Raw genomic sequence first — 18,418 nt, 5'->3', positions numbered from 1 at the left:
TATATAAAGGAAATACCTTAGATGAAAACTTCTAGTGTTTTACCCGCACTTTAACACTTGATTTATTATTTTTTACCAATTGTAAGTGGAGACCTCGTATAGGTTTGACTATTGGTTTCACACTCTCTGGAAGTTTGCTTTCTACACGTTGTTTAATTTGTGTTGTAGCATCTACTTTAAAATGAAGTTGACGGCTATGAGCATTCTTCATTTCAGTACGGGTTTTGACACCTTTTACTACAACCTGATTATGCTTAGCATTCACCCCAGCATTAGTTGCAGTTTGTTGTTTTTTCGCATTAACTTCAACTTTTGCGTCTGCTTTCACACCAGCAATAGTCCCATTATCCCAATCTTTTTTAGCACTTTCGGCCCATTTATCTACTGTTGGAACAGCGAGTTTTCCACTGCCATTAGCAGAGAGATTGACACTCACTTCATTCACTTTATTTGCTAGTTGTTCAGTGTGAGAATCCCCAGAAATTGTACCGCTTACATGATTTGCATTAACAGAACCACCCACAAATTTAGCGTTACCACCAGCATTAATTGTCGCTGTATTGGTATTCATAGCGGTTTCCGTATGAGTTTCATTACGAATAACATTTACCGATAAATTTCCGCTACCAGATGATGGCGTCCATTTTTGATCATTAACGCTGCCGCCTAATTTTAATCCTACGGATACATCGGTTTTGTTCACATTATCTTTTGCTGCTGTAAGTGATAAATTACCTTTACCTGCATTTAAATTAAGATTTTGAGATTGAGAGTTTACGCCTTGTAAATTCACCCCATTCTGTGCGGTAATATTGACATTCTCGCCGTTTACTGAAACACCAGTATGAGTTTTGCTATTACTAACATTTACGCCAACATTCGCATTAAAGTTAACATTAGATACATCAGCACCAATATTTACACCTAATCCTACGGTAGCTGCCGTATTTTGATTATGATTATTTCCTGCCGTGATATTTACTCGCTTACCCGATAAATTTGCATTTTCTGTAGCCTGTACATTAGTTCCTTGCAAATTTAACACGCCTTGAGTTTGGACATTCACATTTTTACCAGAAATAGAGCCTGTTACTGCTTGGCTTTGATTACCTTGGTTACCATTTGCAGACACACTTACATCAATAGATGGTACTGCAGCTCCCGCCGATGGTACAACCATTGCACCGACACCTAACTTAGCATCAAAACCACCACCAGATTGGTTCTTACTGTTTGTTGCTTGATTAAATTGTGCAGTTTGAGCATTAATATTCACATTTTCTTTTCCATGAATATTTGCTTGGCTATTTAATTTACCTGTGTTGATGTTTATATTTTTAGCGTTAATAGAACCTTGCACTGAATTGCTTTCATGATTGCTTGATTGACTATAATTTGCGCCTACATTAGCGGATACATTAAAACGTTGGAAATCACTCGTATTCGCAGAAACACCCACACTTGCTCCCGCATTCATTTTGTCTGTTGAAGTCTGATTAAAGACAGCAACAAGTTGATGATTTTGTGAGTTAAATTGAGCCGTTTCACCCACATTATATTTCGTTGCATTATCTTGAATATGATTTGCCGTTACATCCACATTTTTACCCGCTTGCAATGCTGAAGCATGATGAGTAACACTTGAGGATGTTTCACGCCCACCTTTTGCAGAAAGATCTGCTTGAACGCTAAATACTTTTTTATTATCAATGCTGGCTGAAACTGTTACTCCTACATTTACATTATTACCAAAACCATTATGGCTATCCTGTGCGGTAGAATGAACAATCTGTTTGGCATTTTCTTGAATATTTCCATTAGCCTGTACTTGTGTACCTTGATGCTCAATACGATTTGCATTAAGTTGAACATTATTTGCAGCGGAAAGCTTACTCACTTGTGCTTTATTATCTACAGATGAATTAAGTGAATGATTCACGCTTGTACCTAAAGTAGCACTGACTTTACTTTCTGTTACTGTACCAGTTAAACCGATATTCACCTCGTTTTTCACACTATTTTGGATAGATTCGTTAGAATCTGCTTTCGTAGAGATGTGATCAGCTTGAATAGTCAAATTACCTTTTGTTGCAGCAACTTCACTACCAGAAATCACCACTTTTTTTCCAGTTAAAGAGACGTCCCCACCTTTTAATGTTGAGGCAGTATGCGTCGTAGCTTGGCTATTTTGACTATTGTTATAGGCATGTAAACCCACATGGAATTTACCTTCTGCTTTTCTCGCATCGGGCTTTTTATCAATACTGATTTCAGCATCAGAATTAATACTTGGTTTACCTTTACTGTTATCTATATTTAAGTTAGCTGTTAAATGCTCATGCTGGAATGTATTTTTTAAGCCATCAAATCTCCCAAAAAGACTAAAGCCCACTTCATTTGAAGATTTTTCAATATGGTTAGTCGCACCTTTAATCTCAATACCGCTTTTCGCAGCAATATCCAGTAAACCAGCAGATTGAACATTTGAGCCTATAATACTGACATTTTTATTAGTAGAAAGCTGTAGGTTTGACTCTGATTTAAGCGTTGAACCATGCGCAGTGGAAGTATGTTCATAACTGCTTTTACGAGCTTTAGTTATATCAAAAATCGTCCCCTGACGAGCATAATCGTTCGAAGTTTTATCGGCATGAGCACTATCAATAGTTAAAAAACCCTCATTTCCTTTTACAACACCATTACCACCAGTCACCACTCGACTACCAGTAATATGGACGCCTCTTTTAGCATCTAATACAGCATCACCTCTTACGGTGAGATCTGAGCCATGAATAATCTCAGCGTTTCTCCCTGTTCCCACAGTTTTAGAACCAGCCAATCCCCCCCAAAAACGCATATGATCATTTAAACTATAATGCTCCGTTGTTTTTTCTGCGTTAAAAGTTAAATCTCCTTCATTTTTAGCTAACAAGTCTCCATCAACCTTAGCAACCACGCCGATAAGATTAACATCACCTTTGCCACCTAAAACAAGATCATTTTTCGTTGAAATTTCAGTTGCAGTATAACGTTGAATATGACTATCTTGATTGCTCGTGCCCGTTTTTAAACGAGCCGTTTCATTTTTGAAATCAGCATAAGCTGATTGAGATTGAGTCGCACTTGTGCCACGTAAAGTTATGCCTTGTTCGCCATAAAGTGCGGTTGTTTTTGCTGAAATATTTGCACCTTCAGTGGTCACTTTACCTTTTGTAGCAACTATATTGATATTGTCGCCTTCGATAGTCGTACGGTGAGTAATTTCTGTTTTGTTGCTATCCAATTCATTACGATACCAACTACCTTTGTTTTGAAACTTGCTGGATTTATTGGCAACAACCGTTTTTTCTGAACCTAAATGAACGCCACCACCATTGATTTGACTACTTTTAGCTTGAATATCGGCACCATTAATATTCAATTGATTAATAATATTAATATTAAGTTTATCTGCTTTAATATGTGTCGCTTGATAATTTTCAGAGGTGCCACTACGTTCTTCACGAACATTAACGGTTCCTACTTTGCCAGATTTACCTGAACTATAACCATCTCCACGACTTACTTTCCCATTTATATTAGCTTGACCAGCTGTAATACTAATTTCTTTTGCACTTAACTCTGTTGATTGAGCTGTAATTGTGGCTCGGTCATCTGCAGAATGAATACGAATTCGGCCAGCTTGAATACTACCAACCACTCTCCCATCTAATACTTGCCCTGTTTTTTCTGTCGTGGTTATTTTTAATGTTCCGTTATCTTCTCGAGTAATTTTATTTTTACCTGCGATAACATTTACCCCTTCACTTGTTGTGATTTGACCAGCAATATTTACTTGTGGTGCAATTAAATCAATATCACCACTTGTTGTAATTTTGCCATTGGTACTCAATTCCTTATCGCCAGTAACATCATAACCATTTAAATTTCCAGCCGATACTTGAGGTTTACCAACGACTAAAGAAGCTCTAGGGGTATTTATAAAATCACCACCTTCAACGCTAATTCCATTTGGGTTAGCCAATACATAATCAGCCTTATCCCCAAAAACTTCTTGTTTACCTGCAATTTTAGAAGGATTACGACTAATCACTTCATTAAGGATAACTTTTGCAGATTGAGTTTTGAGATTTGGGTTAGCATTAAGATCGCCAGCAAGTTGGGACTTTCCATTTTGACGCGCATTGTTTAAAACAGCGCCCGCTTGCTCTACGTTAAATTTATTATATCGGTTATGGGAAAGCCCAGAATTACTTGGATTAGCAATATTGATGATTTCAATATTTTGTTTTTTACTAACTTGAGTATTACTGTCTGCAGAATTGATCTCAGCAAAAGCTGACTGCCCTGCAATACTTAGTGTAATGGCGAGAGAAATTTTACTTAATGAGTAAGATTTAGACATATTATTACCTCTAAGATAAAAAAGAATTCAGAGACACTCACTATGTAGCTATAGCGCCTCTTAATAGTTATGAAAAGTTTTTGTATTAAAACAAAATCAGAGAAGTTCGACCAGTATTTAAAATCTAGAAAATGTGATCTATATCACAAGATTAAGATTTTTTATTAATTACACTAGAACAAATAGACAAAATTCGTTGAAATAAAACGCTCTTGCTTTACTCCATCTGATTTATCAAATAATCGTCCTGTTGCCCATTCAAGATTTGCTTGAAATGCTTTATAAGACCAATTTAATCCTATCGCATAAGCAAGTGCTTTTTCACGTTGATCTTCATTAACAGATTTCTGTACACCTAAATCAAACCCCAAATAAGGCGAAAATGTTCCTATTTTCGTTTGCTTGATCCAAGCAATATCGTTATGTGATACAAGAGTTTTTTCAGCCGATAGATTCAAATCATTTAGCCCACGAACACGATTATACCCTGTTAAATCCTCTTGTTTTACCGATGGTAAATAATGCGAACTATATTGCCCGGTGAGCTGATGAGAGTGACGAAAAAGCTCACTAGCTAACGCTTGATAACGATTAAATTTCAGATCCAAATTCCAACGTTTAAATTGAGATTCAGGTTGTTCTTCCCCTCTGTTGTTTCCCTGTTCGTAACGAATATCGACAACTAAGTTTCCATTTTCAAATAATTGGAGATGATTGATACCAACAGAAATACTAGAAAGTGTCGGACTTTGTAATGCCAACACTACATCTTCAAGACGATGCTTACTATTGAGTTTTTCAAATTGGGTAGAAAATGTAGATATATGATTCCCCCCCCGGTGGAAAACATATTCAGCTGAAATTCCAGCTTGAACAGTACGACCATTTTGCTGTAAAGAAAAGTTTTCCAGTATTAAAGGTGATTTAAATTGTGAGAAAGATGCAAAACTACTAAATGTCCAATATCCATATGGTAAAGAATAATGCAGTAACAAAGAGCGGTTAAATTGATAACGGGATTTTAAAGTATGTGCTCCACTTAAATATAACGTATCGGATAAACCAAACGGATTTCCAATGTTCACAGCAGCACGTGCTTGCCAACGTCCATAATTTTTTGACGCTCGATCATCTATACCAATAGTTCCTGAAATACGAGAAGTTGACTCATTACTAAAAGACAATCTTATTTCACCATTTTTAGCAGGCAAAACATCAACGGTCACATTGTTTCCAGGTATACGATTCGCTTGATCAAGTGCTTGATCAAGATCTTGCACTTTAAGGGGATTACCCAAAACATTTGGTAACAACTGATTTAAATTAAGTTGCTTATCATCACTTTCTAATGCTGTAGTTTTTCCTTCAAAAACATGCAAAGTTAATAAACCTGAGTGATCATCTTCAAATTGGAATGGATTATGAATATATCCCTTATCAATATATTCCTGTGTAAGCTGCTGACTAAGCTGATTCAGTCTTTTCTCATTTATGCACTCTTCTTTCTTTGGTAATAAGTGGTCTGCCTTAACAAGTGTCACGCCCTTAAATTGAATGCCTTGATAATTTAAACACGCTTTTGAAAGAGAATCATTTTTTGATTGTTGAGTAGCAGATTGAAAAGAATGTTGTTGAATCCAACGATTTTGATTCAAAGATTGAAATTCATTGAATTGCTGTTTAGTTTGTTGAAATGATTGAGCCAAATTGTCTGCTAAAACCATAGGTGAAGTAGCAAGTAAAAGAAATGAGAAAGAAAGGTATTTCATATGAGAAAGCTTAATAACAATTACAGTTTATATTCAGTATATCGGAATCTACTTCTTAGTTTAATAAGAGAAGTGCTTATAACTATAATCAAAACTAACGTTCTAATAATACTAAAACGCCATTTATACATTTATGAGTTCAAGATACTGAATCCGATAAACTTTATATAAATGGCGCGTAATGAGACTAAATCAATTTAGTCACTATCAAGAATAAAAATGGCAATTAGCCTTTAATGTATATCACTTCTTGCAAGCTAAGAATCAACGCTCAAAAATTTCAGAATCAGTAAAGAAATAGGCGATTTCACGATTTGCACTTTCCACACTATCTGAACCATGAACCGAGTTCTCACGCTGACTTAATGCAAAATCTTTACGAATTGTACCTTCTGCTGCAGTTTCTGGATTCGTTGTACCAATCAAAGTGCGGTAATCTTTCACTGCATTTTCTTTTTCAAGAACAGAAACCACTATCGGTGAAGACATCATATAATCAACTAAAGGAGCAAAAAATTCTTTGCCCTGATGCTCGGCATAAAAGCCTTCTGCCTGCTCACGAGTTAAGCGAACCATTTTAGAGGCTATGATTTTAAAGCCATTTTGCTCAAAACGAGTTAAGATCGTCCCAATTAGATTGCGCTTTACCGCATCAGGTTTAATAATCGAAAAAGTTCTTTCTGTCATCATATCTCCTTACTTCAATGATTTTGATAACATTAAATTTGCTAAAGTTTGCACACCAATCCCAGTTGCCCCAACAGCCCATAAATCACTACCAGATTTACGATAAGTCGCGGAACAATCAATATGTAACCAATTTTGTTGATAATTTTTTACAAAATACGATAAAAATGCAGTTGCAGTGCTTGCTCCCGCTCCAACTGGAACTGAACCAATATTAGCAATATCAGCAAAGAATGAATTAATTTGTGAGCGATGAAAATTTTCAAATGGTAAACGCCAGAAGGGTTCATTTTCTTCTTGTGCTGATTGAAAAAGATTCTTCACGAGATCATCATCCATAGACAATACAGAATGATAGTCATTTCCTACAGCCACTTTTGCTGCACCAGTTAACGTCGCACAATCAATAATAAAACTTGGATTTTGGTTATCAGCCTCAATTAATCCATCGGCTAACACCAAACGCCCTTCAGCGTCAGTATTCAGCACTTCTGCTGTCACGCCATTTTTATAAGTAATAATATCACCCAGTTTAAATGCATTATTGCTTACCAAATTTTCTGCGCAACATAAATACAGTTTAACGCGTTGATTTAATCCGCGAGCGATTGCGAAACCTAAAGCCCCCGTTAATAATGCAGCCCCGCCCATATCAGTTCGCATTGTACTCATACCATCACTTGGTTTAATGCTGTAGCCGCCACTGTCAAAAGTAATCCCCTTACCAACTAAACAAGCTAACACTGGCGCATTCGGATCTTGCGTTGGATTGAAATCAAGTTGCAACATTGCTGGCAAGTTAGCAGAGCCTTTACCCACAGTCCAAATTCCGTGATAACCTTGTTGCTCAAGTTCCTCACCAGAAATAATCTTAAAACTTACCACACTTTTTTCATTATAAATGTCCGCTTGGTTTAAGATAAATTCAGCTGCACGTTCTGCTAATTTTAATGGTGTTAGGATTTGTGCTGTCTCATTAATAATCCCACGCACAAAATCACCACATTCGATACGCGCTAATAATTCATCTTGTAGATCATGATCGAGATGAGGAAACTCAATCCCGTAATCTTGTTTTGCGGTATAAAAACCTTGATAAAACGCCCAACAAAATTCTAAATCCCATTCTTCACCGACCAATTCCACATCTTTAATTCCCTGCCCACGCAATTTACGAGCGCCTTGTTGAACTAAAGTGCGGTCAATTTTTTCATTATTTTTTAAATGAATCGTAGCTTTATTAGAGTCAAAGCTCAAAATAGCATTTTTTCCCCAAGCGTCAGAGGCTAACGCATTTGAAATCGTGATTTGCATATATTCCCCACACATCATACATAAAACAAAAAAAGATTAAAAACTATACCAAATTTTATACCTAATTTCACATCATTCCATCATTAATAACAAGCATTTTACAAATATTTAAGGTAGAATCTACTCAATTTAAGTTTGTACATACTTTTATTCGTATGATTCAAGAAAAACATCTAACATTTACAATTAACCTCTTAGTTTCCCTATTTTTCTTAACCGTTTTGATCATTCCAAAGGGTTATAACTACGCGCCAATAATATTAAGCGCAATTGGATTGATTTATTTCATACCATTAAAGAAAAAACTATCTTTTAGCACTGAAGATAAAAAACTGATTTTTTCTTTTTTATTTTATTTCTGCACATTCTTATTATCCATCATTATCAACAAAGATGGGATTAGAGAAATAGACAATCCAAGCCGACTTCTTTTATTCATCCCCCTACTACTTTTATTCAAAAACTTTCCAATAAAAAGGAAGACAATTTTATATGCAATTCCTTCTAGTGCATTAATTACAGGATTTGTTGCGTTATTTCAGAAGTTTGCATTAGGATATGAAAAACCATTCCCCGAAACAATGCATATACAAATGGGTGATATCTCCATATCTTTAGCAATATCAAGTCTTATTATTAGTATCTATTTTTCTATAAAAAAAGAATATAAATCAGCACTATTCGGAATGATTGGTCTGATACTAGCTGTAAGTACTAGTGCGCTATCTGGAGCTAGAGGTGGATGGGTTGGCTTCCCTATTGTATTTTTTATTGTTTTAGTTCTATATAGAAAATATATTAATAAAAAATTAATTCTATCTTTATTTATAATAACCACCCTGGGATTTTCCACATTACTTTCAAGCTCTAAATTTGGAATTGAGCAACGTTATAATGAAGCAAAATCAGATATCATTAATTACTTTGAAGAAAGTAATAAAGATACATCCTTAGGGGCTCGCTTTGATATGTGGGAAAATGCCTTAATTGCTATAAAGGAAGCACCTATCTTTGGTCATGGAAGTAATGGATACGAGTCATTTAAACATAAACAAGTAGAATCTAAACAAATGGCTAAAACCACTTTAGGATTTAACAGTTTACATAACCAATATTTAGAGTCTTGGGTGAAACGGGGGATAATTGGATTTATAGGATTGATTCTTGTTATTCTAACACCATTATTTTTCTTTATTAGAAATTTAAATACCCATAATTTAGAAACAAAATGTATTTGTATTTTAGGAATTATACATATTGTTTCCCATATATTTTATTTCACAAGCCAGTCATTCTTGGCTCATAACTCAGGCAATATTTTTTACTTCTTCAACTATCTTATATTTTATTGTCTAATAAAAAGAGAAAAAATCACAAAATAGATAAACATTCTTATCGTTTACTCTATTTAATAAGAGGAACCATTAAACAAATACCATTTTACCGTCTGACGAAGTCCTTGTTCAAAGGTTGTTTGCGGTTGCCAACCTAATTCTGCATGAATTTTAGAACAATCCAATGAATATCGCACATCGTGACCAGGTCGGTCTTTTACAAAAGTCATTAAATCTTCGTAATACTTAATGTGATTAGGCTTATTTGGTGCAAGTTCTTCGAGTAATTGGCAAATTGTTTTAACCACTTCAAGGTTTGTTTTTTCACAATTTCCACCGATATTATAGTTTTCCCCGACTCGACCTTTTGTCAAAACTAAATATAAAGCTTGAACATGATCTTCCACAAATAACCAATCACGTATCTGCTGCCCATCACCATAAATTGGCAAAGGCTTTCCCATCAGCGCATTTGAAATCATTAAAGGGATAAGCTTTTCAGCATGCTGATAAGCCCCATAGTTATTGGAACTGTTTGTGATAATCACCGGCAAACCATAAGTGCGATGCCAAGCGTGCACCAAATGGTCACTCGCTGCTTTTGAGGCTGAATAAGGGCTACTCGGATGATAAGGGGAATGTTCAGTAAAGGCAGGCTCAGAAAGGGATAAATCCCCATATACTTCATCTGTAGAAATATGGTGGAATCGAAAAGTCGTTTTTTTAGCTTCGTCTAAGGTATGCCAATAATTCTTAGCAACCTCTAACAACGTATAAGTACCAACAATATTGGTTTGAATAAAATCAGCTGCTCCCAAAATAGAACGATCGACATGACTTTCTGCCGCCAAATGCATCACTGCATCAGGCTGATATTTTTCAAAAATACTCTCTATCGCCTTAAGATCACAAATATCAATTTGCTCAAAAGCATAGCGAGGATTATTTTCTACCTCTTTCAAAGCTGACTGATTTGCCGCATAGGTCAGTTTATCAATATTGATAACAGAATCTTGAGTCTGATTAATGATATATCGAATAAGGGCGGAACCGATGAAGCCAGAACCGCCGGTGATGAGAATTCGCTTCATTAATAGGCCCCTGTTTTCTTACAAACCACTTTAGCTGTTTTAAGTAAGATCACAATATCATTCCATAAAGACCAGTTTTTAGCATACCAAGTATCGAAATAAACTCGCGTATCATAGCTCACATTATTTCGCCCACTGACTTGCCATAAGCCTGTCATTCCAGGTTTTGCCATAAGGTAATAATCAACATCCTCTTGATAATAAGACAATTCCTTTTTCACTATTGGACGAGGTCCGACTAAACTCATTTCACCTTTAAGTACATTCCAAAGTTGAGGTAGTTCATCTAAGCTTCTCGCTCTTAACCATCTGCCTATTGGTGTAATGCGTGGATCATTTTTAAGTTTGAAGTCTTTTTCCCATTCTAATCTAGCACTTTCATCCGTTGCCAAAATCTTTGCTAACACTTCATCTGAATTATTCACCATTGTTCGAAACTTCAAACATTTGAATTTCTTTTTGTGCTGACCAATTCTTGGATGCTCGTATATGAAATTACCGCCATCCCTTGTAATTATAAAATATAAAGGAATACAAAATGGTAACAATAAAAGCAGGAGAAAAGATGAGCCTAAGATATCAAAGGTTCTTTTAACAATCTTAGATGAACGTTTTGCTAAATTATTATTTACTCTAAAAAGCACCATTTCCTGACTAAATAAAAAAGACATATCCGTGCCATAAAGTGGAATACCTCGAAAATCAGGAATCACAGAAATAGAACGGCACCCCTTGCGAATTAAATAACGCAACCAAAAATCTTGTTTGGCTTTATTTTCTTCATCAATTGCAAGAATAAACTGAGTAAATTCTGGCGACACTAATTTCATTAGCATCTCAGGGTTATGACGCATGACAGGAATACCTTCAATAAACTCTGAATGATAATCTTCCGTTGTCACAAATAATTTTATGTCGAATCCTAAATACGATTCATTATTTAAGGCGTTAAATACTTCTTTAGCATTTTTTCCATTGCCAATAATGATCGTTTCTTTCAAATATATTCCACTTTTTATCAAAAGCTTTTTTACAATAATCCTGAAAAAAGGAAGCCCTACAAAGATACAAATCCAAGTCACGGACCAGAAATAACGAGAAACATATAGACGAGAAAAGGCAACTATCGCCAATTCAATAATAAAAAGGATCAGTAAGGTACGGATAATTTCTTTTAATTCAAACCAAAACGGTTTGCGGTAAGTATAGTGCCGTAATCGTATCCAAAACCATAATACACCGACAAAAGATACACAGGCATGAATCAATACATAAGCATTAAATTCTTCCAAAGGAAAATAAAAACGGCCGCCACGAGTGATATCTAACACTTCATAAGCAATAAATAATGAACTAAAAAGTGTAAAAAAATCAGTAGCTAACAAAATAAATTTACACCACGTAATTTTATGCATAGTGAAACCCTTATCTTAAAAATTTCCGTTTTAATAAATTAATCGCTTTTTTAAACAAATTCTCGCCTTCCAAATTAACTACCTGAATTTCACAAAACTTTAACTGATGATGAACCATCCAAACATTGAATAGGCGCTCGGCAATAAAACCAAATACTCTTTTTTGGTAGCTATCATACTGGATTGTATCTATTCGCTTTTCTAATTCAAACAAAATAGGGAAAAGCCACTTACAGTATTCTGATGCTTTCTCTGATGACATGACAAACATATTATAAATATGAATCTTTCGGCCTTGCATAATTGCATCAAAGCTCGTTATGTACTCAGGATGCAATTCAGAAATAATTTCCCTTGTACAATTCAGATCCTTAACATGATGGGCATGTTGGTAGTGAGAATAAATTGATTCAATAAAATAATTTCGTTTTTTCGGTAAAATCGCATCATATTTTTCTAGAAGAGATAGCAACTCTCTTTCTGATGCAATATGCTGTTTCTTCAAACATAACTTTTTACCTGCAAAATAACGGCGATAGTGTACCAATCCAACATATTGATTATCCTCAAACACACCATTTTGCCAAGCCCAATAAAGTCCTGTTAATTCACAAAAACTACTATTTTTCTCAGCAATATTTATACCTGTGTTATCTCGGTACAACTTCTCACTTTTTAAACTGCTTGCTATCTTTCCCCCTACAAAAAGCGGGCGATAGCATGCAGAATTTGGAAACTCGTAGTCTTTATGCGTAATCACTAATACAGTAAGCTTTTGCATGTTATTTTAAGTAATCCTTGTGATGAGAAAAATCACCAGTAAGCCCGTGCCACATTGCACGCCAAGCAAATAGCAAACGAGAAAAGCTTGGTTGAGTAAATGCATAAAACCAAGTTGTTTTTAGGAAAAAAGCTGCTACATAAAATTTTCTCTTATATTTAGCAAAAGTTGCTACAGAATTTCGTAAAAAACAATACTGTTTTAAATCTGAGTGTGCATTATTAAAACGTAACTTTCCAAATAGCATTGGTGAAGATTGAGAACTATCAATAGGGTGGTAAAATATCGCATCAATCACGGTTAATATTTTGGCATTAAACTTTTCTGCTCGTAATGTGTATTCTCTTTCATCTCCCCAAATAAAATAATCCCTACAAATTAATCCCATTTTTTTGACTAATTTAGCTGAAATTAAAGTCCCGTTAAAAGGCAATACAGTATTCAGAATGATATTTTCTTTTTTTAATGCTTCTGGAATATCTTGGTAAGTATCAAACACTTGCAATGAATTTGGAACACGCAGAGCAAAACTGAGTTTATTTTTCGTTTTACTATCTAACACCATTGGACCAATATAACAATTCTCCGAACAATAAGGCATAAGTTTCTCTAAACAGTTTTCAGATGGAAAACCATCATCGTCCATTAACCAAATATAATCAAAGCCTTGTTCTGTTGCATATTTTATCCCTTCATAAAAACCACCTGCCCCACCACTATTTTCATCCAAGAAAATAAAGGTAAAAAATTCATTATTTATCCAATTATTTTGAAGTAAAAAGTCTGCCGTACCATCGGTACTGGCATTATCAATAACAACAATATGATTAATAATATAGGTCTGGTTTTTTAATGCATTTAAGCAATTAAGTAATAATTTTTTTCGATTATAAGTCACTATAACTGTACAAATTAATTTCTTACATTCCATAATTCTAAATTCTAATCTATTTTATGTTATTACTAACCAAATATATAAAATAGTAAGCCATATGGCTTACTATTTTTACATTTCATACTTAAAACTTCCTTTTCCTTACCATATTTAAAACAACGATAGAGAGGACCATACCGAACAGTGAAAACCATAAAGAATATTTCCAACTACTTGGGAAATACTTGATTTCCAAATGACCATTTGATATATCCCTATCTAAGATAATTTTAAGAAGACCATTTTGATTATTTATCTTATATTCTATACCATCGATATATCCTTTATATCCGTACCAAAAAACTCTACTGAAAATAATTTCGTCTCCTTTTTTCCCAGTAATATCATAAACTTCGCTATTATAGTTTTGAGACTTAACTCCATTAACAACAACTCCATCCGATATATAGGATATATTACCTTTAAATAAGAAGCTATCTTTAATGAAGAAAACTACATTAGGATTTCTAACTATAACTTTTTTAAAATTACATTTATATAAACTATCTAACATTTTAGGCTTAATCTCATTACTATTTATAACTATCGTATCTATATTAAGTAAATCAAAATAGCATGATTCATTATATTTCTTAGATAGTTTTTCAATTGTATTCTCACCATTGAAAAAATTTTGTGAAGACCACGTTGATATTAATTGAGAAATATATTTATTACCTACAGGAGAAGCTCCATTGATTGCCTTAATACCATATAGCATAAAATGCGTTGAGTTAAGATCCTCTATATGATCTTTCGGATATCTACCATTTGTTAATGATAATAAATATCCTCCTTTAGAATAATTGTTTTCCATATTTAATTCGTTTTTCAAATCTGGAAAAGATAAATATCCTATAATAGAACTCTTAGCAAAAAGCATAATAAATAGCATTGATGCAGTATATAATACCCCAGATACAAATGAAATTATTTTATATTTCATAATGTAGATTAGTGTAAGCACGAAGAATATTATTTGCAATATAATAAATTTAGAATGTTCTCCATCCAAAGAAAAAATAGATAATAATAAAGATACAACAAGAATAATTACTAAAGCAATAATTCTATTTTTTGATTTTTTTGCTCCAAATTTTTCTAATGAAACAACTGAAAATAATATTAGAGCTTCAGAAAAATATGGTGTAAATCTGAAAGGATATCTCGTAGGTCCCAAATCTACAGGGGTCTGAGTTAAAATGAAAAATAAAACTGTAAGAATAAATAGAAATTTTGTTTCTTTTTTATTAAAAATCTCTTTCACACTACCAAAAATCAAAAATATTAAAATATATATAGATGAATAACCAAATGGTATATGTGTAATATTATACCCTCCATATCTATGCATAAAATGGAAATATGATGCATTGAATGTAAATATTATTTGATTTAATGTAGTAGATAAGAAGTTACCAGTATTATTGAATTTAAAAGACTCTCTATTGATCAAATCTCCTGATATAATGTATTCAGAATACAATGGTATAGCTATTAAAATTATAGATAAAGAGATTAATAAGAAATACCATATATCTTTATATCTTTTATCTAAATACAGAAAGTAAATAAAAACTAGAGACAATACAGCATATACAAGGACTGAATGAGGCCAACCTGATGCTAATATACACAATACACTAATAATATTTAGCACTAGCCTTTTTAAATTAAACCCTTTAAATAGCCAAATAACACTAGCTAATGAAGCGACAAAAAATGCTTGACCTGAAGCTGCATTCCACCACGACTCCATATAAAAATAAAGAAATATTGGATTGATGCAAAATAATATAGAGATTACGATACCTGCACTTTTACTTAGTGATAGTCCCTGTGATATCTTTAGACTAGAAAAAGACATTATAAATAGGTTTATAAAGGCATAAATCACTGAAAGCAATTTTAATGATTTAATATAAACCGATGATACTGATAATAGAATGTTTTGTGGTAAAAATATAGCCCTATGAATATCAATCATAGTATTTGAACCAATAAAAGTATCTTTTAATATAAAAGGTATCTCACCATTTAACCATCCTTTTCCAATTTCTCTAATAAACGGTAGAAACTCATTTTGAGCATCATCAACAAAAAAGAAACTTTTTTCAAATGACAGGCAAATAATGACAATGCTTATGGAAATTAATATAGCATAAGAAAAATCATTCTTTATCAACTTATTCATTTCATATTATCCTCATTTTTTTAATATATATTTTGGTCTATTTTTAGTTTCTATATAGATTCGACCGATATACTCACCTAATACGCCAATCCCAATAAGCTGCACTCCACCTAAGAATAAAATTGCGGCCATTATAGAAGGGTATCCAGGTACAGGATTACCATAGAAAACTTTATTTACGATTAAGAAAAAAGCATATAAAAAGCTAATACTTGCAATAATTAACCCCATATAGCTCCATAACTTTAATGGCATGGAACTAAATGAAGTGATACCCTCCAAAGCTAAGTTCCATAATTTCCAACCATTAAATTTTGTTGCACCAGCTACTCGCTCTTCTCTAGTATATTCAACAATAGTTGTATCAAATCCAACCCAACTCAAAACTCCTTTCATAAATAAGTTTTTCTCAGGTAAAGATTTTATTGCCTCCACAACTTTACGAGACATTAATCTAAAATCACCTACGTTTTCTTCAATTTTAGGCTTTGAAATTTTATTATGAAATTTATAGAACCAAAGGGCAGTTTTTCTCTTTAAAAAGGAATCAGATGCTCTATTAGAACGTTTCGCTAATACAACATCATATCCTTCTTCATATTTTTCGATGAGTCTAGGAATTACTTCGATTGGATCTTGTAAATCGACATCTATAGGAATTACTACATCTCCTTTTGAATGCTCTAAACCCGCAAATAAAGCGGGTTCTTTGCCAAAATTACGAGAAAAGTGTAGAGATATAACCGATTTATCTTTTTTAGATAAGGAATTTAGTATAGATTCTGTTGCATCGTTAGAACCATCATTAATAAAAACTATCTCAAGGTCAAAATCTTTGAAATAAGAATAAGTTTTTACTTTGTCATAGAAAATTGGAATTGCATCTTCTTCATTAAAAACAGGAACGACTAATGATACTTTCATATATTACCTTCTAAAAACAATTAATTTTGAATACAGAAAACCACAAATTAAGCTTAATGCAGAAAATATTATAGGCGTAAATAATGGATGAATTAGAAATATATCCGCAAGCACTCCTATTATATAACTTAAGCATCCCATGAAAATCGTATAACTCAAAAACCGAGTAATTGACACATTCTGCTTAAATGTGAATTTAGCATTCATAAAGAATGAAAATATTACTGCAACGATAAACCCAACTAAATTACTTATTGATTGTGCAATATCAAAAATAAAGTAACTAAGCGAAAAGATAACCCAATGTAATAAGGTATTTAACACACCTACAGAAAAGTATTTTGAGAATTGTTTCAGCCACATATAATAAAATCTAAAGTAGTTAGAGTGGCAACTCCAACTACTATGCTAATTGTTATACATCCATATTAACGTAAAATGGTTGCAATTTTTGACCATTTGCAAGAGATTCTTTAATACTATCTGAAGTTTCTAATGCTTCTTTAATCGTCACATCCATATCTAGATAACGATAAGTACCTAAACGACCAACGAAAGTCACTTGTGTCTCTTTATTTGCCTTTTCTACATATTGTTGTAAAAGTGCTTTATCTTTCACTAAACGAATCGGGTAATACGGAATATCATTTTCACCACACAAACGACTGAATTCACGATAACAAATTGTTTTCTCGTGTTGTTCCCACGGTGCAAAGTGTTTATGTTCTGAAATACGAGTATAGGATACTTCTTCATCGCCATAGTTAATTACCGCATTACCTTGGAAATCGCCTTCATCACGGAATGCCTCGAAATCTAAGGTACGGTAACCTAAGCGACCTAATTCAAATCTGAAATACGCATCTAAAGGCCCCGACCAGAAAATATGATCAAATTCAGCCTTCATCGATTCAGCAAATGGCGTATTTAAACGTACTTCAATATTTTCATGATCTAAAATCGCTTCGACAATTTGCGTATAACCTTCTTTCGGCATACCTTGGAATTTATGTGCGAAGTAGTTATCGTCATAGTTAAAACGTACAGGTAAGCGTTTTAAAATGCTTGCTGGTAACTCTTTTGGCTCAACACCCCATTGTTTTTTAGTGTAACCATAGAAGAAAGCTTTATACAAATCCTTACCTACAAAACGCATAGCTTGCTCTTCAAAGGTTTGCGGATCAGTAATAGACAAATCTGCTTGCGCCTCAATTAACGCTTTTGCTTCTTTCGGTGAACACGTTTTGCCAAAGAATTGGTTAATAGTATGCAAGTTAATTGGGAGAGAATACACCGCACCTTGGCTAATCGTTTTTACACGATTAACAAACGGCATAAACTCACCGAAATTGTTCACATAAGTCCATACTCTTTCATTATCTGTATGGAAAATATGTGGGCCATAAACATGAACCATCACATTTGTTTCAGTATCACGTTCAGAGTGACAGTTACCTGCCACATGGCTACGAGAATCGATAACAACAGTCTTATAACCTTTCTCTGCTAATTCGCGAGCGATAACGGCGTTGGAGAAGCCTGCGCCAACTAATAAAAATTTTTTCATCAC

At 33.7% G+C, this 18,418-nt stretch carries 13 protein-coding genes; 1 reads left to right on the top strand and 12 read right to left on the bottom strand.

Annotated elements, in window-relative coordinates:
- Positions 1-31: 31 nt before the first annotated feature.
- The 4 genes from AC6H0J_RS04055 to pepB form a co-directional block, all read right to left on the bottom strand.
- Positions 32-4,405 carry a two-partner secretion domain-containing protein gene (locus AC6H0J_RS04055; protein WP_497512883.1) on the bottom strand — a complete coding sequence of 1,458 codons (4,374 nt, stop codon included), beginning with the start codon at positions 4,403-4,405 and terminating at the stop codon, positions 32-34.
- A gap of 173 nt (positions 4,406-4,578) precedes the next feature.
- Positions 4,579-6,174 carry a ShlB/FhaC/HecB family hemolysin secretion/activation protein gene (locus AC6H0J_RS04050; RefSeq protein ID WP_497512882.1) on the bottom strand — a complete coding sequence of 532 codons (1,596 nt, stop codon included), beginning with the start codon at positions 6,172-6,174 and terminating at the stop codon, positions 4,579-4,581.
- A 264-nt stretch (positions 6,175-6,438) separates the two neighbouring features.
- Positions 6,439-6,861 carry a nucleoside-diphosphate kinase gene (gene ndk, locus AC6H0J_RS04045; protein ID WP_497512881.1) on the bottom strand — a complete coding sequence of 141 codons (423 nt, stop codon included), beginning with the start codon at positions 6,859-6,861 and terminating at the stop codon, positions 6,439-6,441.
- A gap of 9 nt (positions 6,862-6,870) precedes the next feature.
- Entirely contained in the window at positions 6,871-8,175 is a 1,305-nt protein-coding gene (gene pepB, locus AC6H0J_RS04040; protein WP_497512880.1) for an aminopeptidase PepB, read from the bottom strand.
- A gap of 155 nt (positions 8,176-8,330) precedes the next feature.
- Between pepB and AC6H0J_RS04035 the strand changes: the two genes are divergently transcribed.
- The gene (locus AC6H0J_RS04035; RefSeq protein WP_046952661.1) at positions 8,331-9,557 is read left to right on the top strand and encodes an O-antigen ligase family protein; all 1,227 of its coding nucleotides are present in this window, start codon (positions 8,331-8,333) and stop codon (positions 9,555-9,557) included.
- A 26-nt stretch (positions 9,558-9,583) separates the two neighbouring features.
- On the opposite strand, the gene rfbB is transcribed toward AC6H0J_RS04035, so the two are convergent.
- The 8 genes from rfbB to glf all read right to left on the bottom strand — a co-directional run bounded on the left by rfbB (position 9,584) and on the right by glf (position 18,415).
- Positions 9,584-10,600, bottom strand: a complete 1,017-nt coding sequence (gene rfbB, locus AC6H0J_RS04030) for a dTDP-glucose 4,6-dehydratase (protein WP_118817270.1) — start codon at positions 10,598-10,600, stop codon at positions 9,584-9,586.
- Entirely contained in the window at positions 10,600-12,015 is a 1,416-nt protein-coding gene (wbaP, locus tag AC6H0J_RS04025; protein WP_497512879.1) for an undecaprenyl-phosphate galactose phosphotransferase WbaP, read from the bottom strand. Before wbaP ends, rfbB begins: the two co-directional genes overlap by 1 nt.
- 10 nt (positions 12,016-12,025) lie before the next feature.
- Positions 12,026-12,796 (bottom strand): DUF4422 domain-containing protein, encoded by a 771-nt coding sequence (locus AC6H0J_RS04020; protein ID WP_497512878.1) that lies wholly within the window; start codon positions 12,794-12,796, stop codon positions 12,026-12,028.
- Position 12,797: 1 nt separating this feature from the next.
- Positions 12,798-13,727, bottom strand: a complete 930-nt coding sequence (locus AC6H0J_RS04015; protein ID WP_118817273.1) for a glycosyltransferase family 2 protein — start codon at positions 13,725-13,727, stop codon at positions 12,798-12,800.
- 88 nt (positions 13,728-13,815) lie between these two features.
- Complete coding sequence (locus tag AC6H0J_RS04010) at positions 13,816-15,924, bottom strand: glycosyltransferase family protein (protein ID WP_118817274.1); 2,109 nt, start codon at positions 15,922-15,924, stop codon at positions 13,816-13,818.
- Positions 15,925-15,936: 12 nt separating this feature from the next.
- Complete coding sequence (locus AC6H0J_RS04005; protein WP_118817275.1) at positions 15,937-16,848, bottom strand: glycosyltransferase family 2 protein; 912 nt, start codon at positions 16,846-16,848, stop codon at positions 15,937-15,939.
- A gap of 3 nt (positions 16,849-16,851) precedes the next feature.
- Positions 16,852-17,211: a GtrA family protein gene (locus AC6H0J_RS04000; RefSeq protein ID WP_118817276.1), complete on the bottom strand. Its 360-nt coding sequence runs from the start codon at positions 17,209-17,211 to the stop codon at positions 16,852-16,854.
- A gap of 52 nt (positions 17,212-17,263) precedes the next feature.
- Positions 17,264-18,415 (bottom strand): UDP-galactopyranose mutase, encoded by a 1,152-nt coding sequence (gene glf, locus AC6H0J_RS03995; RefSeq protein ID WP_118817277.1) that lies wholly within the window; start codon positions 18,413-18,415, stop codon positions 17,264-17,266.
- Positions 18,416-18,418 lie beyond the last annotated feature (3 nt).

This window comes from Haemophilus sp. THUN1691, from assembly GCF_059704425.1.
This window is presented reverse-complemented; position numbering and strand designations above follow the sequence as displayed.